This window comes from Chelatococcus albus (assembly GCF_030067675.1).
Lineage (GTDB): Bacteria > Pseudomonadota > Alphaproteobacteria > Rhizobiales > Beijerinckiaceae > Chelatococcus_A > Chelatococcus_A albus.
Genome location: NZ_JASJEV010000005.1, coordinates 273782 through 298320 on the forward strand (window position 1 = coordinate 273782; position 24539 = coordinate 298320).

General features: G+C 69.2%; 20 protein-coding genes and 1 pseudogene. 6 read left to right on the top strand and 15 right to left on the bottom strand.

All coding sequences use genetic code 11. The features are described 5' to 3' along the window. Window positions 1–2: 2 nt before the first annotated feature. Both QNA08_RS18990 and ettA read right to left on the bottom strand, forming a co-directional pair. Window positions 3–431: pseudogene (locus QNA08_RS18990) on the bottom strand (GNAT family N-acetyltransferase); the annotation flags it as partial. Further along, window positions 319–1974 carry an energy-dependent translational throttle protein EttA gene (gene ettA / locus QNA08_RS10410; RefSeq protein WP_283740626.1) on the bottom strand — a complete coding sequence of 552 codons (1656 nt, stop codon included), beginning with the start codon at window positions 1972–1974 and terminating at the stop codon, window positions 319–321. The pseudogene QNA08_RS18990 and the gene ettA, both read right to left, overlap by 113 nt. A 260-nt stretch (window positions 1975–2234) precedes the next feature. On the opposite strand from ettA, the gene QNA08_RS10415 reads away from it, so the two are divergent. Continuing rightward, window positions 2235–3962, top strand: coding sequence for a carbamoyltransferase family protein (locus QNA08_RS10415; RefSeq protein ID WP_283740627.1), 1728 nt, complete (start codon window positions 2235–2237; stop codon window positions 3960–3962). On the opposite strand, the gene QNA08_RS10420 is transcribed toward QNA08_RS10415, so the two are convergent. Beyond that, window positions 3955–4920, bottom strand: coding sequence for a LysR substrate-binding domain-containing protein (locus QNA08_RS10420; protein ID WP_283740628.1), 966 nt, complete (start codon window positions 4918–4920; stop codon window positions 3955–3957). The genes QNA08_RS10415 and QNA08_RS10420 overlap by 8 nt on opposite strands. 251 nt (window positions 4921–5171) lie before the next feature. On the opposite strand from QNA08_RS10420, the gene QNA08_RS10425 reads away from it, so the two are divergent. From QNA08_RS10425 to QNA08_RS10440, 4 genes are all read left to right on the top strand, one after another. Further along, window positions 5172–6059, top strand: coding sequence for an NAD(P)-dependent oxidoreductase (locus QNA08_RS10425; protein WP_283740629.1), 888 nt, complete (start codon window positions 5172–5174; stop codon window positions 6057–6059). Window positions 6060–6077: 18 nt separating this feature from the next. Next, complete coding sequence (locus tag QNA08_RS10430; protein WP_283740630.1) at window positions 6078–7808, top strand: IlvD/Edd family dehydratase; 1731 nt, start codon at window positions 6078–6080, stop codon at window positions 7806–7808. Between the two features lie 153 nt (window positions 7809–7961). Then, window positions 7962–9401 carry an aldehyde dehydrogenase family protein gene (locus tag QNA08_RS10435; RefSeq protein ID WP_283740667.1) on the top strand — a complete coding sequence of 480 codons (1440 nt, stop codon included), beginning with the start codon at window positions 7962–7964 and terminating at the stop codon, window positions 9399–9401. A gap of 110 nt (window positions 9402–9511) precedes the next feature. After that, window positions 9512–9763 carry a hypothetical protein gene (locus QNA08_RS10440; RefSeq protein WP_283740631.1) on the top strand — a complete coding sequence of 84 codons (252 nt, stop codon included), beginning with the start codon at window positions 9512–9514 and terminating at the stop codon, window positions 9761–9763. A gap of 65 nt (window positions 9764–9828) precedes the next feature. Here QNA08_RS10440 and QNA08_RS10445 read toward each other — a convergent pair whose 3' ends face one another. The 10 genes from QNA08_RS10445 to QNA08_RS10490 form a co-directional block, all read right to left on the bottom strand. Further along, entirely contained in the window at window positions 9829–10956 is a 1128-nt protein-coding gene (locus QNA08_RS10445; protein WP_340321972.1) for a Gfo/Idh/MocA family protein, read from the bottom strand. A 118-nt stretch (window positions 10957–11074) separates the two neighbouring features. After that, window positions 11075–11863 carry an ATP-binding cassette domain-containing protein gene (locus QNA08_RS10450; RefSeq protein ID WP_283740632.1) on the bottom strand — a complete coding sequence of 263 codons (789 nt, stop codon included), beginning with the start codon at window positions 11861–11863 and terminating at the stop codon, window positions 11075–11077. Window positions 11864–11866: 3 nt separating this feature from the next. Beyond that, on the bottom strand, window positions 11867–13024 hold the full coding sequence (locus QNA08_RS10455; protein ID WP_422679898.1) for an ABC transporter permease: 1158 nt from the start codon (window positions 13022–13024) through the stop codon (window positions 11867–11869). 142 nt (window positions 13025–13166) lie between these two features. Further along, the gene (locus QNA08_RS10460; protein ID WP_283740634.1) at window positions 13167–14111 is read right to left on the bottom strand and encodes a sugar ABC transporter substrate-binding protein; all 945 of its coding nucleotides are present in this window, start codon (window positions 14109–14111) and stop codon (window positions 13167–13169) included. Window positions 14112–14499: 388 nt separating this feature from the next. Next, window positions 14500–15510: an AraD1 family protein gene (araD1, locus tag QNA08_RS10465; RefSeq protein ID WP_283740635.1), complete on the bottom strand. Its 1011-nt coding sequence runs from the start codon at window positions 15508–15510 to the stop codon at window positions 14500–14502. Window positions 15511–15539: 29 nt separating this feature from the next. Then, a complete protein-coding gene (locus QNA08_RS10470; RefSeq protein ID WP_283740636.1) occupies window positions 15540–17060 on the bottom strand; it encodes a tripartite tricarboxylate transporter permease in 1521 nt (506 codons plus the stop codon). A gap of 44 nt (window positions 17061–17104) precedes the next feature. Continuing rightward, window positions 17105–17605, bottom strand: a complete 501-nt coding sequence (locus QNA08_RS10475; protein ID WP_283740637.1) for a tripartite tricarboxylate transporter TctB family protein — start codon at window positions 17603–17605, stop codon at window positions 17105–17107. Between the two features lie 20 nt (window positions 17606–17625). Next, a complete protein-coding gene (locus QNA08_RS10480) occupies window positions 17626–19029 on the bottom strand; it encodes a flagellar biosynthesis protein FlgA (protein ID WP_283740638.1) in 1404 nt (467 codons plus the stop codon). 104 nt (window positions 19030–19133) lie between these two features. After that, window positions 19134–20126, bottom strand: a complete 993-nt coding sequence (locus QNA08_RS10485; RefSeq protein WP_283740639.1) for a tripartite tricarboxylate transporter substrate binding protein — start codon at window positions 20124–20126, stop codon at window positions 19134–19136. 104 nt (window positions 20127–20230) lie between these two features. Continuing rightward, on the bottom strand, window positions 20231–21226 hold the full coding sequence (locus QNA08_RS10490; RefSeq protein WP_283740640.1) for a 4-hydroxythreonine-4-phosphate dehydrogenase PdxA: 996 nt from the start codon (window positions 21224–21226) through the stop codon (window positions 20231–20233). A gap of 302 nt (window positions 21227–21528) precedes the next feature. Between QNA08_RS10490 and QNA08_RS10495 the strand changes: the two genes are divergently transcribed. After that, window positions 21529–22215: a GntR family transcriptional regulator gene (locus QNA08_RS10495; RefSeq protein WP_422679895.1), complete on the top strand. Its 687-nt coding sequence runs from the start codon at window positions 21529–21531 to the stop codon at window positions 22213–22215. A gap of 45 nt (window positions 22216–22260) precedes the next feature. On the opposite strand, the gene QNA08_RS10500 is transcribed toward QNA08_RS10495, so the two are convergent. Next, complete coding sequence (locus QNA08_RS10500) at window positions 22261–23370, bottom strand: M20 family metallopeptidase (protein WP_283740670.1); 1110 nt, start codon at window positions 23368–23370, stop codon at window positions 22261–22263. 168 nt (window positions 23371–23538) lie between these two features. After that, window positions 23539–24435 carry a LysR substrate-binding domain-containing protein gene (locus QNA08_RS10505; protein WP_283740641.1) on the bottom strand — a complete coding sequence of 299 codons (897 nt, stop codon included), beginning with the start codon at window positions 24433–24435 and terminating at the stop codon, window positions 23539–23541. Window positions 24436–24539 lie beyond the last annotated feature (104 nt).

Here is a 24539-nt window from a genome sequence, read left to right on the forward strand (position 1 = left end):
CCGCCGGCGGCGACCATCAGCGCCCGGCCGAGGCCCGCGCCCTGCCAGGCCGGATCGACGAACAGGCGCTTGAGCCGGCCGAGGGCGGCCTCGCCCTCCTCCGCAGCCGAAGAAACGGCGACGACGCCCGCAGGTCGCCCCTCGGCGTCGACGGCGACCAGGGCGCAGCCTGCCGCGATCTCCTCCTCGCTTACGCGCAGGACGGGCGCGCTGAGGCGCATGAAGGCCGCGTCGTAGCCCCAGGAAGCTTTGGACCGCAGCACCGGGGCGGAGAGCGCCCTGCCTTCGCTGGCGCGCGCCGCCCGGATGCGCACGGCCTCAGCGGCCGAACTTCTTGTACTTGATGCGGTGCGGGATGGTGGAGTCCACGCCGAGGCGCCGCTTCTTGTCTTCCTCGTACTCCAGGAAGTTGCCTTCGAACCACTCGACATGGCTGTCGCCCTCGTAGGCGAGGATGTGGGTCGCGACGCGATCCAGGAACATGCGGTCGTGGCTGATGATCACGGCGCAGCCGGCAAAATCCTCCAGCGCCTCCTCGAGCGCGCGCAGCGTCTCGACGTCGAGGTCGTTGGTCGGCTCGTCGAGCAGGAGGACGTTGGCGCCGGATTTGAGCATCTTGGCGAGATGCACGCGGTTGCGCTCACCACCCGAGAGCATGCCGACCTTCTTCTGCTGGTCGCCGCCTTTGAAGTTGAAGGCCGAGCAATAGGCGCGGGAGTTGATCTCCCTCTTGCCAAGATAGATCACGTCGTTGCCGCCGGAGATCTCCTCCCACACGGTCTTCTTGTCGTCGAGGGCGTCGCGCGACTGGTCGACATAGCCGAGCTTGACCGACTCGCCGATGGTGATCGTGCCGGCGTCGGCCTTTTCCTGGCCGGTGATCATGCGGAAGAGCGTCGTCTTGCCGGCGCCATTCGGGCCGATGACGCCGACGATGCCGCCCGGCGGCAGCTTGAACGACAGGTCGTCGATGAGGAGCTTGTCGCCGTAGCCCTTCGACAGGCCGCTGAAATCGATGACGTTGTTGCCCAGGCGCTCGGCGATCGGGATGATGATCTGGGCCGTGGTCGGCGCCTTGTCGGCCGCCTTCTGGACGAGCTCGTCATAGCGCTGGATGCGCGCCTTGTTCTTGGCCTGGCGGGCCTTCGGCGAAGCCGAGATCCACTCGCGCTCGCGCTCGAGCGCGCGCTGGCGCGCCTCCTCCTCGCGGCCCTCCTGGGCGAGGCGCTTCTGCTTCTGCTCGAGCCACGAGGAGTAGTTGCCCTCGTAGGGGATGCCGCGGCCGCGGTCGAGTTCGAGGATCCAGCCGGTCACATTGTCGAGGAAGTAGCGGTCATGGGTGACGATGAGGATCGCGCCCGGATAGGCTCGCAGATGCCCTTCGAGCCACGCCGTGGTCTCGGCATCGAGATGGTTGGTCGGCTCGTCGAGAAGCAGCAGCTCGGGCTCCCACAGGAGCAGGCGGCACAGCGCCACGCGGCGCTTCTCGCCGCCCGAGAGCTTCGATACGTCGGCATCGTCCGGCGGGCAGCCGAGCGCATCCATCGCCTGGTCGACGCGGCTGTCGAGGTCCCACAGGCCCTTCGCCTCGATCTCGTCCTGCAGCCGCATCATCTCGTCGGCCGTCTCGTCCGAGTAGTTCATGGCGAGTTCGTTGTAGCGGTCGAGGATCGCCTTCTTCTCGGCGACGCCCTCCATGACGTTCTCACGCACGGTCTTGGCGGGATCGAGCTGCGGCTCCTGCGGCAGGTAGCCGACACGCGCCCCGTCTGCGACCCAGGCCTCGCCGGTCCACTCCTTGTCGATGCCCGCCATGATCCTGAGCAGCGTGGACTTGCCCGCGCCGTTGACGCCGAGCACGCCGATCTTGGCGTCGGGGTAGAAGGACAGGTGAATGTTGTCGAGGACCTTCTTCCCGCCGGAATAGGTCTTCGAAAGACCGCGCATGTGATAGATGAACTGTCTGCCGGACATGAAAAAGGTCCACCCTGTGCTGTCGGGCGCTGAAGGTCGCGCAGGAGCGAGGAAAGTGGGCCGCTATGTAGCGAGCCGGACGGCCGCTCGCAAGCGAGGCGGCCGAGGCGCGGTTGACATCGGGCGCCGCGTCGCGACGATCCCCTGCACCTCGCATGTGTCGCCTGCGGAACGGGGCGAGCCGCCGGCCGGCCGGCGAAACGCGCCGCCCCGGGACCTCGGCCGTTCCGCCTTCAGAGACCGGATTTCGGGAGTGTGCATTGCCCCGCGTCTACATCGGCCTCGCCACGACCTTCCACGACCCCGCCATCGCCATCGTCGGCCCGGACGGCGACATCCGCTTCGCCGAGGCGACGGAACGCTTCCTGCAGTACAAGCGCGCCCCCCATTGCGAGGCCGACCTCGCCACCTACGTCCCCAGGCTCCTGAAGGAGTATGTGGAGCCCGACGCGGATATCGTCGTGGCGACGACCTGGGGAACGCGCTTCACCGAGTTCCTGACGCGGATCGCCGCCGCCGGCGAATTCACCGTCGACCGGCTGATGCAGTTTCCGGCCGCCCTCAACCGCTCCCTCGTGCCCGAGATCGGCGAGCGCGGTCTGGTCGCGAGCCTTCGCATCGCGCAGGAGCAAGCGGGGCTTGGCCTGCTCCTCGGTCTCCTCCACCTCGGCCGCCCCGCCCGCTTCTCGCTGCGCCGCTACGACCACCATCTGACCCACGCCGCCTATGCCTGTTTCGGCTCGCCCTTCGCGGAGGCTGTCTGCCTGGTGGTCGACGGCATGGGCGAGACCGGCGCGAGCGCCATTTTCCGCTATGCCGACGGTCGCATCGAGGAGGTCCGCCGCCATCGCGGCCGCGAGAGTGTCGGCTTCTATTTCGGCCTCGTCACCGATCTCTGCGGCTTCGACCAGGTGAAGGGCGAGGAATGGAAGGTCATGGGGCTTGCGCCCTATGGCCGGCGCGACGAGGCCCTCGTCGCGCTCCTGCGCCGCCTCTATCGGGTGGAGAACGGCAATCTCAGGTTTGCCGATGCCGAGACGATCGCCGACGCCGTGCGCGACATCGAAGCCCGCCGACCCGGGGACGTGGATGAGCAGGGCTGGGCCGACCTCGCTCGCGCGGGCCAGGACGTGTTCGAGGAGATGATGGCCGTGCTCCTCGCCGACGCGGAAGCGCGGGTCACTTCGCGCAATCTGGTGCTGTCCGGCGGCTGCGCCCTGAACTCCTCCTTCAACGGCAAGATCGTCGAACGCACCTCCTTCGAAGCGGTGCACGTTCCCTCCGCCCCCGCCGACGACGGCAATGCCGTGGGGGCCGCTCTTCTCGCGCTCAAGGAGGACGAACCGGCCTGGAAGCCGCAGGGCCGCCGCTTCACGCCCTATCTCGGCGCCGGCCTCTGCACCGAGCCGATGGAGCGACTGGCGGCGCAGGAGCCGCGGGCCCGCCGGCTGGGCGCCGACATCGTGACGGCGACCGCGCGCCTCCTGGCCGAGGGCAAGCTCGTCGGCTGGGCGCAGGGTCGCGCCGAGTTCGGCCCGCGCGCGCTCGGCAACCGCTCCATCCTCGCCGATCCGCGCCCGGCCGGCATGAAGGACGCGATCAACGCCAAGGTGAAATACCGCGAGGCCTTCCGCCCCTTCGCCCCTGCGATCCTCGCCGAGCACGGGCCGGCGTGGTTCGAGGCCTATCAGGAGACGCCCTACATGGAGCGTACCCTGCGCTTCCGCCCGGAGGTGCGCGAGCGCGTTCCCGCCGTGGTCCACGCCGATGGCACGGGCCGCCTGCAGAGCGTGACGGACGCGTGGAACCCGCACTTTCACGCCCTTCTCGAGGAATTCCATCGTCTCACCGGCGTGCCGATCCTCCTCAACACGAGCTTCAACGTGATGGGCAAGCCGATCCTGCACACGACGGAGGATGCGATCCTGATGTTCTACACCACGGGCCTCGACGCGCTCGTGGTCGAGGACTGGCTCGTCGTCAAGTAGCCGCGGCGAGCCGCGCCGCATGGGCGCGCAGCCGCGCGATGACGCGGGCGACCGCCGGCGAGGGCGGCCGCTCGCGCAGCGTCACGATGCCGACCGCGCCGAGATCGAGCGCAATCGCGATGGGCAGGCTTGCCAGGAAACCGCGCGCGATCCACGGCGCTGCCGTGTCGCGCGGCAGGACGGCCACGAAATCGCCCGAGAGCAGCAGGTTCACGGTGATGTCGACGGAATCCGTCTCGATGGCCCGCTCCGGCGAGGCGAGATTCCTGCCGCGCAAGAGCTCCTCGAAACGGGCCCTCAACACGCTGCCGTGCGGATGCATCACCCATGGAAAGGCGAGCGCCTCGGCGAGATCGGATGTCTTGCCGCGCACGAGGGGATGGTCCACCCGGCAGACCACGGCCTGCCGCTCGTCGAGGAGAAACTCGAAGGCGAGATCGTCACGCTCGCTCGTCACCGGGATGCGCCCGACGACGAGATCGAGCTGCCGGTCCCGCAGGGCCGCGATGAGCACGCCGCTGGTGCCCAGCGTGATGGAGAGCGCCACCCTCTTGCCGGCCGCGTGCAGATCGAGCGCGGTCGCGCTCACGAGCCCCGGCACCGCCCCCACGATGGAGCCGAGGCGCACCCGCCCCATGCGTCCGTCCGCCAGGGCCGCGAGCTCCTGGCCCGCCGCGGCGAGCTCGGCGAGAGCGTTGGCCGCGTGGCGCAGCAGGGCTTCGCCCGCGGGCGTCGGCCGCACGCCGCGCGGCAGTCGCTCGAAGAGCTGCGTGCCGAGGAGAGCCTCCACCTGCTGCAGGAGTTTGCTCGCCGCCGGCTGGCTGATGTGCGCCGCCTCCGCTGCCCGATGCAGGTTGGCGTGCTCCCCGAGAGCGACGAGGAGCTGAAGCTGCCTGATCTTGAGATGCTGCACGCCGGCGACGTGATGCCCGGTCCCTCCCGCACTCGGTACGGGCATGGCGCGTTCCCCTCCCTCATGCCGATCCACGGCCATGCCTGCCCCTCACGGCCGGGTCGGCCCGCCGCCCGGCCTCGTCGCCGCCGCGAGGCGCCGTGCAGCGCCCACCTGGGCGGCCGGTCCGGGCCCCATCGCAATCGATAATGTTTCCTATATCGGTCGATCCGATATTGCCATTGGTTAGTTATCGATCTGTGCCCTAGACCCGATCCGGCTGCCCTCTCGTGCAGGGATCCGGGAGCACCATGCCAATGAGGGAACAGAAGCCGTCGATCGCCTTCCTCGGCATCGGCCTGATGGGCTCGCGCCAGGCCCGGCGCCTTCTCGACGCGGGTTATCCGCTCATCGCCTGGAACCGCTCGCGCGAGAAGGCCGAGGCGCTTGCCCCCCTCGGCGCCGCGGTCGCGGAAACGGCGGCCGACGCCGTGCGCAGCGCCGACCTCGTCGTCACCATGCTGGAGAACGGCCGCATCGTCGCCGAGGTCGTCTTCGACCAGGGCGCGGCCGTGGCGATGCAGCCGGGCGCCGTTCTCGTCGACATGAGTTCCATCAAGCCGGCCGAGGCGCAGGACCACGGCGCGCGCCTCCACGCGCTCGGCGTCGCCTACCTCGATGCCCCCGTTTCCGGGGGAACGGTGGGTGCCGAAACCGGCACACTCGCCATCATGGCCGGCGGCGAGGCGGAAACCTTCGCCCGGGTGGAGGAGATCCTGAAGGCCATGGGCCGGCCGACCCACGTCGGGCCAACCGGCTCGGGCCAGCTCGCCAAGCTCGCCAACCAGATCATCGTCGGCGTCACCATCGGCGCCGTGGCGGAAGCGCTGATCCTCGCCGAGCGCGGCGGCGCGGACCCCGCCAAGGTGCGCGAGGCCCTGCGCGGCGGTTTCGACGAAAGCCGCGTGCTGGAGCTGCACGGGGACCGCATGGTCCGGCGCGACTTCGCAACCAGGGGCCGCTCGGTCACGCATCTCAAGGACATCGACAACGCCCTGGATGCCGCCCGCCGCCTCGGCCTGACGGACACGCCCTTCGCCACCGCAACGGCAGAGCTCCTTCGCGGCCTCCTCGCCCATGCGGGCGACCTCGACCATTCCGCCCTGTTCGCCGAACTCGAACGGCGCAACCGGCTCGACGCCTGAGAACCATACGGAAACGCCATGTCGGAGACGAAGAAACCGCTGCGCAGTGAGGCCTGGTTCGCGCGCCAGGACAAGATGGGCTTCTACTACAGGTCCTGGCTCAAGAACCGCGGCTTCCCGCAGGACCAGTTCGACGGCAGGCCGGTCATCGGCATCTGCAACACCTGGTCCGAGCTCACCCCCTGCAACTCGCACTTCCGGACCATCGCCGAGCACGTGCGCTGGGGCGTCCTGGAGGCGGGCGGCTTTCCGCTCGAATTCCCGGTCATGTCGCTCGGCGAGACCATGCTGCGTCCGACCGCGATGCTTTACCGCAACCTCGCCGCGATGGACGTGGAGGAATCGATCCGCGCCAATCCCCTCGACGGCGTGGTGCTCTTGATGGGCTGCGACAAGACCACGCCGGCGCTCCTCATGGGTGCGGCGAGCGTCGACATCCCGACCATCGGCATTTCGGGCGGCCCGATGCTGCGGGGCGTCTACAAGGGCCGGCACATCGGCTCCGGCACCAATACGATCTCCATGAGCGAGCAACTGCGCTCGGGCCAGATCACGCTCGAGGAGTACCACGAGGCGGAAGCCTGCATGCACCGCTCGCACGGCCATTGCATGACCATGGGCACGGCCTCGACCATGGCCTGCATGGTCGAGGCCCTCGGCGTCGGCATGCCCGGCAACGCCGCCATTCCGGCCGTCGACGCCCGGCGCAACCTCCTCGCCCGCGAGGCCGGCCGGCGCATCGTGGAGATGGTCAGGCAGGACATCGTCCTGTCGCGCATCCTCACTCGCGAGGCTTTCGAGAACGCCATCCGCGTCAACGGCGGCATCGGCGGCTCGACGAATGCGGTCGTCCATCTCATCGCCATGGCGCGCCGCATCGGCGTCGACCTTGGCCTGGAGGACTGGGACCGGCTCGGCCGGGACGTGCCCTGCCTTGTCGACCTGATGCCCTCCGGGCGCTTCCTGATGGAAGACTTCTTCGAGGCCGGCGGCCTGCCCGTCGTCATCCGCGAACTCGGCGAGCGCGGCCTCATCAACAAGGACGCGCTCACCGTCAACGGCCGGACGATCTGGGAGAACAACGCCGCGGTAGAGTGCTGGAACCGCGAGGTCATCCACGCCTTCGACAAGCCCTTCAAGCCGAGCGGCGGCATCGCCGTCCTGCGCGGCAATCTCGCGCCGGACGGAGCGGTCCTGAAGCCCTCCGCCGCCTCGCCGCATCTCATGAAACACACCGGCCGCGCCGTCGTCTTCGAGTCGATCGAGGACCTGCATGCCCGCATCAACGACGACGCCCTCGACATCGACGAGACCTGCGTCATGGTGCTCAAGAACTGCGGGCCGAAAGGCTATCCCGGTATGGCGGAGGTCGGCAACATGCCGCTGCCGCCCAAGCTCCTGAAGCGCGGCATCACCGACATGATCCGCATTTCCGACGCTCGCATGTCCGGCACGGCCTACGGCACGGTGGTGCTGCACACGGCCCCGGAGGCCGCCGCAGGCGGGCCGCTCGCTCTCGTCGAGAACGGCGACCTGATCACGCTCGACGTCGAGGCGCGCAGCCTGCACCTGCACGTGGATGCGACCGAGCTCGACCGGCGCCGCGCTGCCTGGACACCGCCCGCGCCGCATGCCGGCCGCGGCTACGTCAAGCTCTACGTCGACCATGTGCTGCAGGCCGACGCCGGCTGCGACCTCGACTTCCTTGTCGGCAGGAGCGGTGCCGCCGTGCCGCGCGACAACCACTAGGAGCGGCGGCCCCGAGCCTCCCGCTCGATGCACGCCAGCCCCCCGTCGCCGGCGGCTCGCCTTGCGCCGCCGGCGGCAGTAGTGTTCCCGCCGGCCGCCTGCGCTGCGGCCGGGCAATTCACGATGCGCGACGACGACCTCGGGCAGGAGACGATGAGCGAGCACAGGAACTACATCGCGGGCGAATGGGTGGCGGGCACGGACGCGGCGGCCAACATCAACCCGTCCAACACGAACGACGTCGTCGGGCACTATGCGCGCGCCTCCGCTGCCGACGCCGAGCGCGCCATCGCAGCGGCCAAGGCCGCCTTTCCCGCCTGGTCGCGATCCACGCCGCAGGAGCGGCACGACCTCCTCAAGAAGGTCGGCGACGAGATCCTGGCGCGCAAGGACGAGCTCGGACGCCTCCTGTCGCGCGAGGAGGGCAAGACCCTGCCGGAAGGCGTCGGCGAGGTGGTGCGCGCCGGCCAGATCTTCCTCTTCTTCGCCCAGGAGTGCCTGCGCCAGGCGGGCGACAAGCTCGCCTCCGTGCGCCCGGGCGTCGAGATCGAGGTGACGCGCGAGCCCGTCGGCGTCGTCGGCATCATCGCACCCTGGAATTTCCCCATCGCGATCCCCGCCTGGAAGATCGCCCCGGCGCTCGCCTACGGCAACACCGTCGTGTTCAAGCCGGCGGACCTCGTGCCCGGCTCGGCGCACGCGCTTTCCGAGATCATCGTCAAGGCCGGCGCCCCGGCGGGCGTGTTCAACCTCGTCATGGGCCGCGGCTCGGTGGTGGGCGAGGTGCTCCTCACCCACAGGGACGTGGCGGCGATCACCTTCACAGGCTCCGTCGCGACCGGGCGCAAGGTGGCCGCCGCCTGCGTCGGCACGATGAAGAAGTTCCAGCTCGAGATGGGCGGCAAGAACCCGCTCGTCGTGCTCGACGACGCCGATCTCAAGACGGCGGTGGACTGCGCCGTGAACGGCGCCTTCTTCTCCACCGGCCAGCGCTGCACGGCCTCCTCGCGGCTCATCGTCACCGAGGGCATCCACGACCGCTTCGTCGATGCGGTGGCCGAGCGCCTGAAGGGCCTCGTCGTCGACGATGCGCTGAAGCCTGGAACCCACATCGGCCCGGTGGTCGACCAGAACCAGCTCGACCAGGACCTCGCCTATGTGAGGATCGGCCAGGACGAGGGGGCGAAGCTCGTCTGCGGCGGCGAACTCCTCAACCGCGACACGCCCGGCTTCTACATGGCCCCGGCGCTCTTTACCGAGGTGGCGAACGGCATGCGCATCGCGCGCGAGGAGATCTTCGGCCCGGTGGCGGCCGTGGTGCGCGTCAAGGACTACGAGGCGGCGCTCGCGGCGGCGAACGACACCGAGTTCGGCCTCTCCGCCGGCATCTGCACCACGAGCCTGAAGTACGCCAGCCACTTCAAGCGCAATGCCGAGGCCGGCATGGTCATGGTCAACCTGCCGACGGCGGGCGTCGACTATCACGTGCCCTTCGGCGGCCGCAAAGGCTCGAGCTTCGGCCCGCGCGAGCAGGGCCGCTATGCGGCCGAGTTCTACACCACAGTCAAGACCGCCTACACCTTGCCTGTGTGAGGCGGAACCGGCGAGCGCCGCCCCGGGGCGGCGCTCGCGTCGTTCCCGTTTGCAGCGGGCCACACCGCATCCCTATACTCATGTATGCTCTCTGAACTGGGAGACGCGTCATGAGAACGCTCACCGTCACGGAGAAGAGTTCGGGCAGCAGGCTCCTGATCAATCCCGCCTACGTGCTGATGGTGCGCAGCATCGCGCAGGGCGGCAGCAACATCTACCTGTCAACGGGAAGCCTGCACATGCCGGACGTCGTCGTCGTGGCCGAGGACCTCGACCGGGTGATGGCGCTGATCGAGGAAGCGGATATTTCCAACGTTCCGCCGGACGTCCACGATACGCGGCGCGGGGTGGCGTCGCACTGAAGCGCGGCGCGCACGGGCCTGAAAGACCGTCGATCGGGCCGCAGCCGCCCCGCCCGGGGGCGACGTTACAGGTCCACCCACCGCCGCTCCTCGGCCGAGCGGACGAAGCCGTGGATGACGCGCTCCACGGCAAGCCCCTCCTCGAAGTCGAAGGCGATCGGCGTATGCGCGGCAATGGCGCGCAGGAACTCCGCCGCCTCGATCACCTTGAGCTCGTTGAAGCCGAGCTGGTGCCCGGGCGCCGGGCAGAACTGCCCGTAGGGCGGATGGGCCGGTCCCGTCAGGATCGTGCGGAAACCGCGGGTCGCCGCATCGCCCTCAGCCACGTAAAGCTCAAGCTCGTTCATGCGCTCCTGGTCGAAGGTGATCATGCCGTGCGAGCCGTGCAGCTCGATGCGGATGAGGCTCTTGCGGCCATGCGCCGCCCGGCTCGACGAGAGGACGCCGGTCACGCCGTTCTCGAAGCGCACGAGCGCCTGGGCGATGTCCTCGTTCTCGACGGTGCCGAACTTGCCCGGCTCGTCCTTCATCGGGCGTTGCGGATAGGCGACGGCGATGTCGGCCGAGAGGCTCGTGATGCGCCCAACGAGACCGTGCAGGAGCGAGACGAGGTGGCAGGTGATGTCGCCGAGCGTGCCGAGGCCCGCGTCGGCGGCGCGACAGCGCCAGGACCAGGGCAGGTCTGGATCGGCCATGTAGTCCTCGTCCACCTGGCCGCGCACGTGCAGGAGCCGCCCGATCGCCCCTTCGTGGACGAGGCGCCGGGCGTGCTGGATCGCCGGATTGACGGTGTAATTGTAGCCGAGGCGCGTGCGCCCGCGCGCCTTTCGCGCCGCCGCCGCCATCGCTTCTGCATCGGCGAGGGTGAGGGCCATGGGCTTCTCGCAGTAGACATGCTTGCCGGCCTCGAGCGCGGCGATCGCCATCTCGCGGTGCTGGGCGTTGGGCGTCGTGATCGACACGAGGTCGACCTCCGGGTCGGCGATCACCGCCCGCCAGTCCGTGGTGTGGCGCGCGAAGCCGAAGTCGCTCGCCTTCTGCGCCGTATGCGCCGCATCGACATCGCACAGCACGGTGAGCCGCGGCCGCGGCACGTCGCCCATGGTGGCCTTGACCGCGTTGAAGGCGAGCGCATGGCACTTGCCCATGAAGCCCGTGCCGATGAGACCGATGCCGATCGAATCCATGGTCATCCCCCGAGGCGGGCCTTCCACGCGGCCGCCCTTGGGCGCGGGAGGCTGCACTGTCCCCGGCCGCTCCTCGGGCTCCGGGGAGCGGCCCTTCTGTTCCCGCACCGCCCGCTCGGGCGGCCTAGACCGTCCCGCCGAGCTCGGCCGAGAGCTGCTGCAGCTCCTTGCCGCCGGCCATGAGGTTCTGCAGCTCGTCGATGTGGATATCCGACTTCGTGTACGTGCCGAGCGTCTTGCCGCGGTTGAGCACGGTGAAGCGGTCGCCCACCGCATAGGCATGGCGCACATTGTGGGTGATGAAGATGACGCCGAGGCCCTTCTGCCGCACCTGGTGAATGTATTTGAGAACCATGGAGGTCTGCGCCACACCGAGTGCCGAGGTCGGCTCGTCGAGGATGAGCACCTTGGCACCGAAATAGACGGCGCGGGCGATGGCGACGCACTGGCGCTCGCCGCCCGAGAGGGTGCCGACCGCCTGGTGGGGGTCGCGGATGTCGATGCCGATCTTGTGCATCTCCTCCCGCGTCACCGCGTGCGCGTGATCGAAGTCGATCCACTTGAACGGCCCGAAGCCCCTGGTCGGCTCACGGCCCATGAAGAAGTTGCGCGTCACCGACATGAGCGGGATCATCGCCAGATCCTGGAAGACGGTGGCGATGCCGGCATCGAGCGCATCGCGCGGCGAGCTGAACTCGACCGACCGTCCCTCGACGCGGTACTCGCCCGTCGTCGGCTTGTGCACGCCCGACAACGTCTTGATGAGCGTCGACTTGCCGGCGCCGTTGTCGCCGAGGAGGCACATCACCTCGCCGCGGTTGACCGTGAGCGACACGCCCGAGAGCGCGATGACCGAGCCGAAGTGCTTGACGATGTCGCGTGCTTCGATGAGCGGAGTGGCAGCGGTGGTCATGGCTCAACGCTCCCCCGTGACTTTCTTGCGGATGAAGTTGTTGAACAGCACCGCGAGCAGCAGCATGGCGCCCAGGAAGACCTGGAACCAGTCGGAGTCGAAGCGGGTGTAGGTGAGCCCGATCGACACCATGCCGAAGATGATCGCGCCGAAGAAGGCGCCGATGGCCGAACCGTAGCCGCCCGTCAGCAGGCAGCCGCCGATGACCGCCGCGATGATGGCCTCGAACTCCTTCTGCACGCCGCGCCGCGCGTCCGTCGACCCGGCGTCGAGCACGGTGAGGATGGCGACGAGGGCCGCCGCGCAAGCCGTCAGCATGAAGAGGCCCGTCTTCACCCGGTTCACCGGCACGCCGGAATTGCGCGCCGCGTTGGCGTCGCCGCCCGCCGCGAAGATCCAGTTGCCGATGCGCGTGCGCAGGAGCACCCAGGTGGCGATGCCGGCGAGCACGATGAACCACAGGATCGAGACGGGCACGCCCGACACCTTCGGCATGCCGTTGTCGAACTTGTCGATGAGGTTGTTGGCCGCGAGCCAGGAGAACAGCCCCTGGAAGGCGTGGCCGGAGAAGAGCGAGCGCAGAACCCCCTCCCCCGCCGCATCGCCGATGCCGCGCAGCTGCGTCGAGCCGCCCGTCACCCACTTCAGGCCGACGAGGGTCATTCCACGCAGCATGAAGAGGCCGGCGAGGGTGACGATGAAGGAAGGCAGCTTCGTGCGGATGGTGATCTGCCCGTTCACCGCGCCGGCGGCGGCTGCGACGACGAAGGTGGCGAGGATCGCCACTGGCAGCGGCAGTTGCCAGGCGACGATGGCGGCGCCGAAGATCAGGCCGGCGAAAGCGACCATGGAGCCGATGGAGAGGTCGAATTCCCCGCCGATCATGAGCAGGGCCGCGGCGATGGCGAGGATGCCGAGCTGCGCGGCCGGGGCGAGGATCGTCATCACGCCGGCCAGGCTGAACATCGTCCGGTCGGCGGTGAGGAAGAAGAAGATCGTCACGAGGACGAGGCCGGCCACCGCCCCGAGTTCCGGCCGGCGCATGATCCGCGTCAGCAACGACACCTCGCGCAGCCGCTCGTCCTGAACAGGAGGGGCCTTCGCAGGTCCCGCGCTCGGCTCGGATGCGACCGCGCCCGGCCCGGTAGCGCCCGCTCGCATGTCCACCATGGCGTCCTCCGTCTGATCGGAAGCGTGACCCCGCGCGCCGACGCGCACGGCCTTGGGCCACACGGCATTATAGTTCTTGGGGGGCGTCGAGCGGCGCGGAAATCGCTCGCGTCGCTCGACGCCGGGCGTCGTCTCAGCGGATGCCCTTCGCCGACAGCTCGACCACCTGTGCCGCCTTGTCCTTCGTGATCAGGTTCGGACCGGAGGGCACGTTGCCGCCGGGCACGAGGCCGTAGCGGGCATTGAGCGCCAGGAAGGTCACGGGCAGGTAGCCCTGCAGATATTGCTGCTGGTCGATGGCGAAGGCCGCCTCGCCCGCGGCAACCGCCTTGAGGAAGCTCGCGGAGAGGTCGAAGGAGGCGACCTTGATGGCGCCCGCCTTGCCCGCCTCCTTCACCGCGGCGACCGTCGGCTCGCCGGCGAGCGAGGCGCCGAGGGCCATGATCGTGTCGATCGAGGCATCCGCACCGATGGCCGCCTTGACCTTCGAGCGGATCTCGGCGGGGTCGTTGGACACCGGGAGGACCGTGACCTTGCCGCCGAAGCCGTCGGCGAACCCCTTGCAGCGCAGGTCGAGCGCCACGTTGCCGACCTCGTGGTTGACGCACAGGCCCGCCTTGCCGCCCATCTCCTTGAGCTTGGCCCCGCCTGCCTTGCCGGCGTCATACTCGTCCTGGCCGACATGCAGCAGGGCGCCGAGCGACTTCGACACGTCGGAGCCCGAGTTCATGGAGACGACGGGGATGCCGGCGGCGACCGCCTTCTTGATGGCGGGGCCGAGCGCCGAGCCGTCGGGGATCGATACGACGAGCCCCGCCGGCTTCTGGTTGACCGCGGCGTCGATGAGCTGGCCCATTGCCACCATGTCGAAGGTCTCGGGCGCGCGATAGTCGACCTTCACCTTGGCATCGTCGGCCGCCTTGGTGACGCCGTTCTTGACCACCGACCAGAACGGATCGTTCGCCTGGCCGTGGCTGACCACGATGATGCGGATGTCCTGCTGGGCGCGGGCGGAGCCGGCGGTGAGAGCCGCGGCCGCCACGGCCGCCACCGCCAGGGTCTTGAGCATGGAACGCATGGGTTTCCTCCACTTTGGCACATCGGCCTCGTCGTTCATCGCCACCGGCGGACGAGGGCCTTCACGGCCCCCTCCGAAGGAAGCCGGGCGGCAGACGACATCGCCTGCGACAGCAGTGTGCCATGCGCTCCTCCCGGCATCGCCCCGCCCGACGAGGCGGAACGAATGAACTTAGTTTTCTTGTTATAGAATATTTATTCCATTCCTCCGGCAACGGAGTCAAGCGCCAATGCGCGGCCTCGCGCGCAGGTGAGGGGCGAGGGCGAGCAGGGGTCGGCGGCTGGCGGGCGCTCACGAGGCAAATGGAAGCGCCGGGCGGAGGACCGCCCGGCGCTTCTGCGTCAGGGAACTCGTGCAGGAGGGGCCGACCCGCGGAGGTCGGCGACGGTTACAGATCGCGGACGCGCACCAGAACCTCGCCGCCGGGCTCGACCGCGAGCGGATTGCGCAACGGCCGCCCGAAACCCGCCGCCTCGATCTCGAAGACGTCGCCCGGCTCGGGGCGGACGCCGTCGGCGAAGCTGAGCGTCGCCGTGCCGAAATAGTGCACGTGCACGTCGCCCGGCACGCGATGCTCGGCATATTTGAAGTGGTGATGCTCGAGATTGGCGAGGCTGTGCGACATGTTCGCCTCCCCGGTGAGGAAGGGCTTCTCCCAGATCACGGCGCCCTGGCGGCGAATGCGGCTCGTGCCGCGGATGTCGGCAGGCGGGGGTCCCAGGCGCAGTTCCGGACCGAAGGAGCTCTGGCGCAGCTTGGAATGGGCGAGGAACAGATAGTTTCTCCGCTCCATGACGTGGTCGGAGAACTCGTTGGCGATGGCAAAGCCGAGGCGCACCGGCGTCCCGTCGGAGGCGATCACGTAAAGGCCGGCAAGTTCCGGCTCCTCCCCGCCGTCCTCGGCGAAGGCGGGCGACACGAGCGGCTTCTCGGGCGCCACGACGAACCGGCCGTTGCCCTTGTAGAACCATTCCGGCTGGACGCCGACCTCGCCCATCGGCGGGCGCCCCTTCTCGAGGCCCCAGCGGAACATCCTCATCGAGTCGGTGAGCTTCTCCTCCTCCGCCTCGATCGTCGACCTGTGCATCTTGTCGCGCGTATCGGCGCTGCCGAGATGCGTCAGACCCGTGCCAGTGACGTGGCAGCGGCTCAAGTCGGGATGGTCGATCGGCGGCAGCAGGCGCCCCTCGGCGACGACCGCATCATAGTCCACCGTCTCCCGTCCGAGGCGGGCGCGGACCGCAGCCTCGAGCGACACGCCTTCCGCCAGCGCGCCGAGGGCAAGATCGTAGACGCGACCCGCTCCCGTGAGCACGGCAAGTGTCCTGCCATCCTCGGAGGGCACGCCCGTGCAGCGGGCGCCGTGGCGGTCGATGAACTGGACGAGACGAAGGCTCATGGAGGCTGCTTCCGATTGTTGTGGCCGAGTCAGACAACGGCTTCCGGCGCGCGGACGCGCTGCGGCCTGGCACGCTGGATGAGAGCCGACCCGGCCGGCCAGAGCAACAGCACGATGGCGAGCGCCGTGATCGTGGCGACGAGGCCGTTCGACCAGAAGACCGACAGCGAGCCGCGCGACATGATGAGCGACTGGCGGAAGGCGTCCTCCGCCTTGTCGCCGAGCACCATGGCGAGCACGAGCGGCGCGATCGGATAGTCGAGCTTCTTGAAGACGTAGCCGACGATGCCGAAGACGAGCATCAGCCACAGGTCGAAGGTCGAGTTGGCGACCGTGTAGGCGCCGATGGCGCACACGACGATGATGACCGGCCCGATGATGGCGAAGGGGATGCGCAGGATCGCCGCGAACAGCGGCACGGTCGCGAGCACGAGCACGACGGCCACGACATTGCCGAGATACATGGAGGCGATGAGCCCCCAGACGAAGTCCTTCTGCTCGACGAAGAGCATCGGGCCGGGCGCGAGGCCCCAGATCATCAGGCCGCCCATCATCACCGCGGCGGTCGCCGATCCCGGAATTCCCAGAGCGAGCATGGGCAGGATGGCACTGGAGCCGGCGGCGTGATCCGCCGTCTCCGGCGAGACGACACCCTCGGGCTCGCCCCGGCCGAAACTGGCGCGATTGCGCGAGAAGCGCCTGGCAAGGCCGTAGCTCATGAAGGAGGCGGCCGTCGGCCCGCCCGGCGTGATGCCCATCCACACCCCGATCGCCGACGAGCGCAAGAGCGCCACCCAATGCCGCGGCATGTCGAGGCACGTCTCGAAGACCTTGCGCGGCGACACCCGGGCGCGCACGCCGTCGAACTTCAGCCCCTCCTCCATGGTGAGGAGGAGCTCACCGATGCCGAAGAGGCCGATGACGGCGACGAGGAAGCTGATCCCGCCGATCAGCTCGTTGAGGCCATAGGTCAGACGCAGGCTGCCCGATACCGTATCCATGCCGACCGCCGCGAAGGCAAAGCCGAGCATGATCGACACCACCGTCTTGAAGGGCGACGCCCCGCCGAGCCCGACGAAACTCGCGAAGGCAAGGAAGTAGACGGCGAAATATTCCGGCGGCGAGAACTTGAGCGCAAACTGCGCCACCCAGCCCGACAGGGCCGTGATGACGGCGACGCCGACGAGCGCGCCGGTGCCCGCCGACAGGAAGGCATAGGTCAGCGCCTCCGTCGCCTGCCCGTTCTTGGCCATGGGATGGCCGTCGAAGGTGGTGGCGACGGAGGAGGGTTCGCCGGGAATATTGAAGAGGATCGAGGTCGTCGAGCCGCCGAAGAGCGCGCCCCAGTACATCGACGTGAGCAGGATGATGGCCGAGACCGGCTCCATGGAGAAGGTCAGCGGCAGGAGCAGCGTCACGCCGTTCGGCGCGCCGAGGCCCGGCAGGACGCCGACCAGGATGCCGAGCAGCACGCCCGCCATCATCAGCGCCACGTGATAGGTGGTCAGCGCCACGCCGAAGCCGTGCATGAGCGAGGAGATGTTCTCCACGGGCTTCCTCCCTGTCGAGCCGTTCGTCCGGCCTCTCGCGGTGGTCAGTGAATTCCGAGAAGGGCCTCGGCCGGCCCCTTGACGAGCGGCACCTTGAACCACCACTCGAAGAGGACGAAGAAGAAGCCCGTGACGCCAAGGCTCACCACGGCGGCGAAGGGCCAGCGATAGCCGCCCTGGCCGAGCATGACGGCGAAGAGGTAGAGCGCCGTCGCCACATAGAGGCCGAGGAAGACGACGCAGAACACGAAGCCGACAACGGGCAGGAGGAAGGCCGCGACGCGCCTCAAGCGCTCGCGCGAGACGAAGGCCTCTCCCGTGCCGCGATGGGTGACGAAGGCCTGGGCGAGCACGCCGAGACTCGCGAGGGCGATGACAAGCCCGACGCGGAAGGGAAAGTAGCCGGGCTGTGGGCCGGTCTCGTCCCAGCCGATGGCGTACTCGACCGCGCCCCCCATCACCACCGCCCCCGCGGCGAGCGTCACCAGCGCCGTCACGACCTCCAGGGTGAAACGCGACAGCACCACCCGATCGTCTGCCTTCATGACCGCCCTCCTCTCCTTGCTCACACGGCGCTCGGGCGCGGCTCGCGCAGGGCGTCCAGCGCGTCCTGCTCGCGGCGCAGGCGCATCAGTGCACTGTCCTCGTCGACGACGACATCGGCGAGCGTGAAGGTCGCCCCCCGTCCCACCGGCCGCCTGAGGCGTGCGCCGGCGGCGAGATAGTAGGGCACCGGCGCTTCGGGTCCGAGTGGCCGGGCCGGCACCAGCAGCGGCGCCACGCCGGAGAGGGCATGGCGCGCACCCATGTCGAGCGTTTCCCCGGCGGCGAAGTCGCGCTCGGCCCTCGCCACGAGGTCATAACGCTGCCGCACCTCGTCCCCGCCCGTGGAACGCCCGTCGTGCACGGCGCTCAGTACAGAGATCGGTGCCTCGACACCGAGGAGATGCACCGGATTGTGCAGGAGCAGGTAGCGGCCCTCGCCGTCGCCCGGAATGCCCTTGGCGGCAAGCAGGCGACCGGTAGCGGCGTCCGGCGCCTCGACGACGACGAAGACGCCACCCGCGAAGCTGATTTCATCCGGCCGGCGCAGGCAGACGAAGACGTCGACGACACCCTTGCGTGCGAGCAGCCCCCCCTCCTCGCGCGGGCGGAAGAGCCGCGCGAGCTCGACCGTGCGCGCCACGGGCGCATGCAGCTCGGCGCGATCGACGGCGAGGCCGCAATGGTTCGCGACGATCCCCATCTCGCAGAGGTCCGGCACCGTCGCGGTGTCGAGCCCGGAGACGACACGCGCCGCAAGGCTCGCGGCGAGATCGGCCTCGCCGGTGAAGAGCGGTGCGTAGTCCGGTCGCGCCACCGTCCGGCCCCAGGTCGACACCGTGCCGGCGCCGGGATCGTAGACATAGTCGGATTCGGTCGACTTGCCGGCCGTGACGACCGGCAGCCCGAGCGTCCTCGCGCGGGCGAAGAGCCTCATCAGGAGGCTCGGCTGGTCGCCGTCGACCGGCGTGTGGACGAGGCCGGCAGAGCGGGCCTTGCGCGCCAGGATCGGTCCGACGACGATCTCCGCTTCCTTGGTGGCGAGCGCCGTGTGATAGCCGGCGGCGAGCGCAAGGTCCGCAAGCGCCGCGGCGGCGTGCGGCTGGCCGGTGGCCTCGACGACGAGGTCGAGCGGCAGATCGGCGACGAGCGTGAAATCCTCGACGACGGCGATGCGGCCACGCGCGAGGGCGGCGAGGATCCCGGGGCGGCCGTCGCAGGCCGCGACATCCTCAGCCCCGTAACCCGCCGCCGCGAGCGCCCCTAGGGCGCGCGTCCGGTCGCGGTCGCAGACAAGCCGCAGCGCGAGTGACGGAATGCGCCGCACCTGCGCCGCGAAGGTCGCGCCGAATTCGCCGGCCCCCACGAGGGCAACGGAATGCGCGGCGTTGGCAGGGCACGCGGTGCGCAACGAGGGAACGGTCATGAAGGGCTCCGCGGATGGCCGAGGGCGCACGACGTACCCGCGCCGTGGGTGCGAAGGGCAGCGGCGCGCGATCCTCGACGCGCGCCGCCCGTCCAGGACCGGCGTCAGTTCACGAGCCAGCCTTCTTCCCTGATCGTCTCGCGCCCCTTCGCCTCATCCGCCTTGATGAAGGCCTCGAAGGCAGCCCCCGTCAGAAACCTGTCCGACTGGGAGGTGCGCTGGATGTAGTCCGCCCACTCGGGCTTCTCGCGCACCTGCTTCAGTACCCCGACGTAATAGGCCACGGCGTCCGCCGGCACGTTGCCGGGCAGGAAGACGGTGCGCGGCATCTGGTACTGCTCCGGCCCGATCCCCGCCTCCTTGCAGGTCGGGATGTCGGCCCAGGAGAGACCCGCCGTCACCTTCGCCTCGGCCATGCGCTGCGGGCTGAAGACGCAGAGGGGGCGCACCGCCCCGGCCTTGAGCTGGCCGAGGTTCTCGGCCGGATTGTTGGTGTTGGAGTCGACATGGCCGCCGGCGAGCTGCACCGCCGCCTCACCGCCGCTCTTGAAGGGCACGTAGGTGAACCGCGCGCCGGTTGCCTTCTCGATCTGCTTCGTCAGGATCTGGTCGGTATCCTTGGACTGGCTGCCGCCCATCCTGATCTCGTTGGGCTTGGCCTTGGCGGCCTCAACGAAGCTCTTCGCGTCCTTGTGCGGCGAATCCGCCTTCACCCAGAGCAGGAACTCGTCCACCGCCATGGCGGCGACGGGCGTGAGGTCGCTCGGCTTGAAGGCGAGCTTGGCGACGAGGGGGAGAAGATACTCGTTGTTCGTGGCGAAGATGACCTTGTGTGGCTCGCCGCTCGCGGTCTTGCCGTAGACGAAGCCTTCGGCGCCGCTGCCGCCGCCCTTGTTCACGACGACGACCGGCTGCTCCATCAGGTTGTACTTCGTGATGATGGCCTGGACCGTGCGCGCGAACTGGTCGGTGCCCCCGCCGGCGCCAGAGGTGACCACGAACTCGACCGGTTTCGACGGTTTCCACCCGGCCTCGGCGGCGCCGGTCGCGAGAGCGGCCAGCGCCACCGCAGCCGCAAGCGTCGTCTTCACACCCATCGTTCCCTCCTCCATCGAAATGGCTCGATCGTCTTCGTTCTTGTTGTTGTTCTCGTTGGCGCAGCCCCGTCGCTGCCGCTGTGGGACAGCCGCCGGCCGGCGGCTCAGGCCGCCGCTGCCGCCTTGCCGCGCAGGCGGTCGGAGGCCATGCGCGCGGCGAGCAGAAGCGCGGCGCGTGCGGCGCCGACATTGGCGATGCCCCTTCCTGCGATGTCGTAGGCCGTGCCGTGTGCCGGCGTGCAGATGGGAAACGGGAAGCCGCCGAGCAGCGTCACGCCGCGGTCGAAGCCCATGAGCTTCATCGCGATCTGCCCCTGGTCGTGGTACATCGTCAGCACCGCGTCGAAGGCGCCGCCGCGCGCCCGCACGAACACCGTGTCGGAGGGAAAGGGCCCGTCGACGGCAAAGCCCTCGACCTTGGCCTTCTCCACCGCCGGACCGATGACCTCGATCTCCTCACGGCCGAAGCTGCCGCCGTCGCCGGCATGCGGATTGAGCCCGGCGACCGCGATCCGCGGCGCGGCGATGCCTGCCGCCCGCAGCGATGCGTCGGTGAGCGTGATGCCCCTCAGAATGGCATCGACACTGAGCAGGGACGCCACGTCCTTCAGCGGGACGTGCGAGGTGACGCGGGCGTTCCAGAGATCGTCGAGGATGTTGAACTCGCTCGCTGGGCCGCTTGCACCGACGATCTCGACCGAATAGCCGATTTCGTCGTCATAGGACGGGTGCGCGAGGCGCATCGCGGCCTTGTTGAAGGGCGTGAAGACCACCGCATCCGCGGCGCCCTCGGCCGCGAGCTCGAGCGCCGTGCGGAAATTCGTGAGCGCGAATCGCCCGCCCCGTTCGCTGACGGTGCCGAGCTCGATGGTTGCCGGATCGAGATGGGCGAGATCGATGAAGGCCGGCCGGTCGGCCTCGGCCGGCGCGTCCCCGATCGACGCGACCACCAGAACGTCCGGCTCGACCTGGGCCGCAGCAGCACCCGCCCGAAGCACCCGGATGTCGCCGATGACGAGCAGACGCGCCGCCGCTCGGATTTCGTCCAGGGCCAGGAGCTTTGCCGTGAGTTCGGGACTGATGCCGGCGGGATCGCCCATGGCGAGCGCGATCGTCGGTCTTCTCGATGCGGAACGGGGCGAAGCGCCGGCCAAAGGTGCCTCCTCTGCTGTGCGTCGACGGGACGCTAGCATGGCAAAATTCCGTCTTCAAGAATGCTGCATACAGAATTTCGCATTCTGAGTGTCGATTGACTGTGTCGAGCCGGAGCGGCATTTTGAGATGTTGAAGATTGCTGCTGTCGCCGGCGCGGCGGCCGGCCGCGCACCGCCCGCGTGCCCGCATCGCGGCGGCGAAGGGCCGGCGGAAGTCGACCGCGCCCGGGATTTCCACGGGGCACCGAGTGACGATCATTGAGAACAATGTCCGGCAGCGCGCCGAGGAACCTGCCCCGATCACGCGCCGCACCCTGCACGACGAAATCGTGACGCGCGTGCGCGACATGATCATCGAGGGGCGTCTCGCCCCGGGTACGCGCATCCACGAGGGTCAACTCGGCCAGGCGCTGGGTGTCTCCCGTACGCCGCTGCGCGAGGCGTTGAAGTTCCTGGCGAGCGAGGGGCTCATCGACCTCGTGCCGAGCCGAGGGGCGGTGGTGCGGCGCTTTACCGAGAAGGACGTGCGCGACATGCTCGAGGTGCTGGCCGCGCTTGAGGCGCTCGCCGGCCGGCTCGCCTGCATCCATGCCACGGACGAGGAGATTGCCGAGCTGCGCGCCCTGCACGAGGCGATGATCGCCCAATATGCCGCCCGCAACCGCCTCGAATATTTCAAGCTCAATCAGCGCATCCACTCGGCCTTCGCGCTCATGTCGCGCAATGCCGTGCTGGTAGCGACGCACGACAATATCCAGGCGCGCCTCAAGCGCATCCGCTTCCTGGGCAACGAGACGCCCGAGAAGTGGCAGTCGTCGATCGCCGAGCACGAGGAGATGGTGGCGGCCCTCGAGCGACGCGACGCGGATGCCCTCGCCGACGTCCTGGCGCGGCACATGCACAACGCCTGGGAGCGCATCAGATCGGTGATCTGAGGGCGCCACGGGGCGGCGGCCGCCGCCCAGGCTGGCGGTTGTCGGTCAGAGCGCGCTGTCGAGACGCAGAATTGCCAGGGCGAGGGCCTGGGCGCGCGGCACGAGGCTGTCGAGCTCGAGATATTCATCCGGCGTGTGAGCCTTGCCGCCGACGGGCCCCAGGCCGCAGATCGTCGGCGTGCCGACGCTCGCCGCAAAGCCCGAATCGGCGCAGCCGCCGGTGAACTCGCCGTCGAGCGTCAGGCCCGCATCGGCCGCGGCCTCCCGGTAGAGCACCAGAAGCCGCCGCGCCTCGGGGGTCGCCACGAGCGGCAGGAATTCGCCCTTCGTCTCCAGGGCGGCGCGCGTGCCCGGCACGATGCTCGTCTCGACGATGCGCGTCACCGCCTCCATCACCGCGCGGCGCTGCTCGGGCGTGACATAGCGGATATCGATTTCAGCCTCGGCGTGCGGCGCCGTGGTGTTCACCGACTGCCCGCCGCGCACCAGGCCGACGTTGACGGTGATGCCGGCGGCGACGTCGGTGAGCCCGTGCAGGGCCACGGTCTTGTGCGCCAGTTCGCCGATGGCGTTGATGCCGTCGGCGAAGTTCGCCCCCGAATGCGCCGCCTTGCCGTAAACATCGAGCTTGAGGAAGAGGCCGCCCTTGCGGCCGCTGACGACGTTGCCCGACGGCCGCCCGGGCTCGGCATTGAAGACGACACGCGCCTTGCGCGCCTCGCTCTCGATGACCGGGCGCGAGAAGGGGGAGCCGATCTCCTCGTCGCCCGTCATCAGCACGGTGACCGGCAGCGGCGCACCGCCGAAGCGCTTGAAGGCGGCGAGCACGAAGGCGTTCATGACGAGGCCGCCCTTCATGTCGGCGACGCCGGGACCATAGGCGCGTCCGTCGGCAAAGCGGAACGGCCGCCGAAGAGGCTCGCCCTTCGGGAACACCGTGTCGCGGTGCCCCATGAGCAGCGCCGCGCCCCCGCCGGCATTCGGACCATCGACCACGGCGTGAAGGGCATTGCCGAAGGTCGCATCCGGCGTCACCGAGACGGCGATCCCGTGGTCGGCGAAGAACCGGCGGAAGCGCTCGCCCACCGCGTCGACGCCGGCCTTGTCGTAACTGCCGCCGTCGATGTTCACCACCTCGCCCAGGAGGTCGATCATCGCCTCGCGTTGCGCGGCGAGCCAGTCTGTGATGGTTCGTTCGGTTTCGCTGCGGCGCGACACGTCGCCCTCCCTCGCATCGGATCGCCGGATGCCCCCGCGGGCAGCCTCATCGGCTGTAGCGCATGCCGGCCGCCCCGCCGAGGCGCCTCGCTGCATGGCCGCGCCTCATCGCCCGGCGCCCCACGCATTCCGGCAGGCCATCAGGGCTTCGACGAAGGCGACGATGAGGCGCGATTTCTGCCGATCGGCGGGCAGGAGGAGCAGGGTGCGCGCATGGAGCGCGGGTTCGAAGGGCTTCAGCGAGACGCCCGCGGCCTCAAGCCCCTCGACCGTGTAGGGATTGACGAGGCCGAGCCCGAGGCCCTGTGCCACCAGCGCCCCGACGGTGAGTGACGCCGGCGTCTCCACGACGATGCGCGGCCGCGCGCCGATGCGCAGGAGCTCCTCCTGGAGGGCGCGGCGCACGGTGTCCTCCGGCGCCAGTGCGACGAAGGGTTCGCCGTCGAGATCGGCGGCCTCGATCACCTCTCGCGTTGTGAGACGGTGCCCCGCCGGCACGGCGCACAGCATGCGCGGCGTGCAGAAGACCTGGTGCACGACCCCGGACGTGTCGATTTCGTCGGCGGCGAGGCCGATGTCGAACTGCGCCGAGGCCACGAGGTCGCGCACTGTGCTGGAGCCGTGGATCTGCAGGGTGACGGACACGCCCGCATGACCCGCGACGAACCGGCCGATCGCCTGCGGCACGAGTGTCGTGCCGAGCGCCGAAAGGCTCGCAACGCGCAGATCCCCCGACCCGAAGTCGCGAATGCGGGCCGCGGACGCGCGCAGCCGCTCCAGCCCGGTGAAGGCCTCCTCGACGTCGCGGAAGAAGAGCCGGCCCTCCGGCGTCGGCACGAGGCGGCTGCGCACCCTGTCGAACAGCCGCAGCCCGACGGAACGCTCTAGCTCGGCGACGGCGCGGCTCACCGCCGGTTGCGTGACCCCGAGGATTTCCGCGGCGCGGGACGCCGTGCCCGTGATCATGACAGCCCGAAAGGCCTCGATCTGCTTGAGATTCATCAAGCACCATCCTCCGCAGCCCGAGGCCTCCCGGACAGGTATAAGATTCGAGCATAGACTCCAGCGATCTAGGCACTGGATCGCATGAGGAAAGCATCGTTAGC

What these genes read in the sequence shown, in the direction of transcription:
- QNA08_RS10430 (WP_283740630.1), top strand. Translation starts at nt 6,078, where the DNA reads ATGTCGGAGACGAAGAAACCGCTGCGCAGTGAGGCCTGGTTCGCGCGC.
- QNA08_RS10500 (WP_283740670.1), bottom strand. Translation starts at nt 23,370, where the DNA reads ATGATCGACCTCCTGGGCGAGGTGGTGAACATCGACGGCGGCAGTTAC.
- QNA08_RS10490 (WP_283740640.1), bottom strand. Translation starts at nt 21,226, where the DNA reads ATGGGCGATCCCGCCGGCATCAGTCCCGAACTCACGGCAAAGCTCCTG.
- QNA08_RS10425 (WP_283740629.1), top strand. Translation starts at nt 5,172, where the DNA reads ATGAGGGAACAGAAGCCGTCGATCGCCTTCCTCGGCATCGGCCTGATG.
- araD1 (WP_283740635.1), bottom strand. Translation starts at nt 15,510, where the DNA reads ATGAGCCTTCGTCTCGTCCAGTTCATCGACCGCCACGGCGCCCGCTGC.
- QNA08_RS10460 (WP_283740634.1), bottom strand. Translation starts at nt 14,111, where the DNA reads ATGCGTTCCATGCTCAAGACCCTGGCGGTGGCGGCCGTGGCGGCCGCG.
- QNA08_RS10440 (WP_283740631.1), top strand. Translation starts at nt 9,512, where the DNA reads ATGAGAACGCTCACCGTCACGGAGAAGAGTTCGGGCAGCAGGCTCCTG.
- QNA08_RS10480 (WP_283740638.1), bottom strand. Translation starts at nt 19,029, where the DNA reads ATGACCGTTCCCTCGTTGCGCACCGCGTGCCCTGCCAACGCCGCGCAT.
- QNA08_RS10445 (WP_340321972.1), bottom strand. Translation starts at nt 10,956, where the DNA reads ATGACCATGGATTCGATCGGCATCGGTCTCATCGGCACGGGCTTCATG.
- QNA08_RS10450 (WP_283740632.1), bottom strand. Translation starts at nt 11,863, where the DNA reads ATGACCACCGCTGCCACTCCGCTCATCGAAGCACGCGACATCGTCAAG.
- QNA08_RS10455 (WP_422679898.1), bottom strand. Translation starts at nt 13,024, where the DNA reads ATGCGAGCGGGCGCTACCGGGCCGGGCGCGGTCGCATCCGAGCCGAGC.
- QNA08_RS10435 (WP_283740667.1), top strand. Translation starts at nt 7,962, where the DNA reads ATGAGCGAGCACAGGAACTACATCGCGGGCGAATGGGTGGCGGGCACG.
- QNA08_RS10475 (WP_283740637.1), bottom strand. Translation starts at nt 17,605, where the DNA reads ATGAAGGCAGACGATCGGGTGGTGCTGTCGCGTTTCACCCTGGAGGTC.
- QNA08_RS10505 (WP_283740641.1), bottom strand. Translation starts at nt 24,435, where the DNA reads ATGAATCTCAAGCAGATCGAGGCCTTTCGGGCTGTCATGATCACGGGC.
- ettA (WP_283740626.1), bottom strand. Translation starts at nt 1,974, where the DNA reads ATGTCCGGCAGACAGTTCATCTATCACATGCGCGGTCTTTCGAAGACC.
- QNA08_RS10420 (WP_283740628.1), bottom strand. Translation starts at nt 4,920, where the DNA reads ATGCCCGTACCGAGTGCGGGAGGGACCGGGCATCACGTCGCCGGCGTG.
- QNA08_RS10485 (WP_283740639.1), bottom strand. Translation starts at nt 20,126, where the DNA reads ATGGGTGTGAAGACGACGCTTGCGGCTGCGGTGGCGCTGGCCGCTCTC.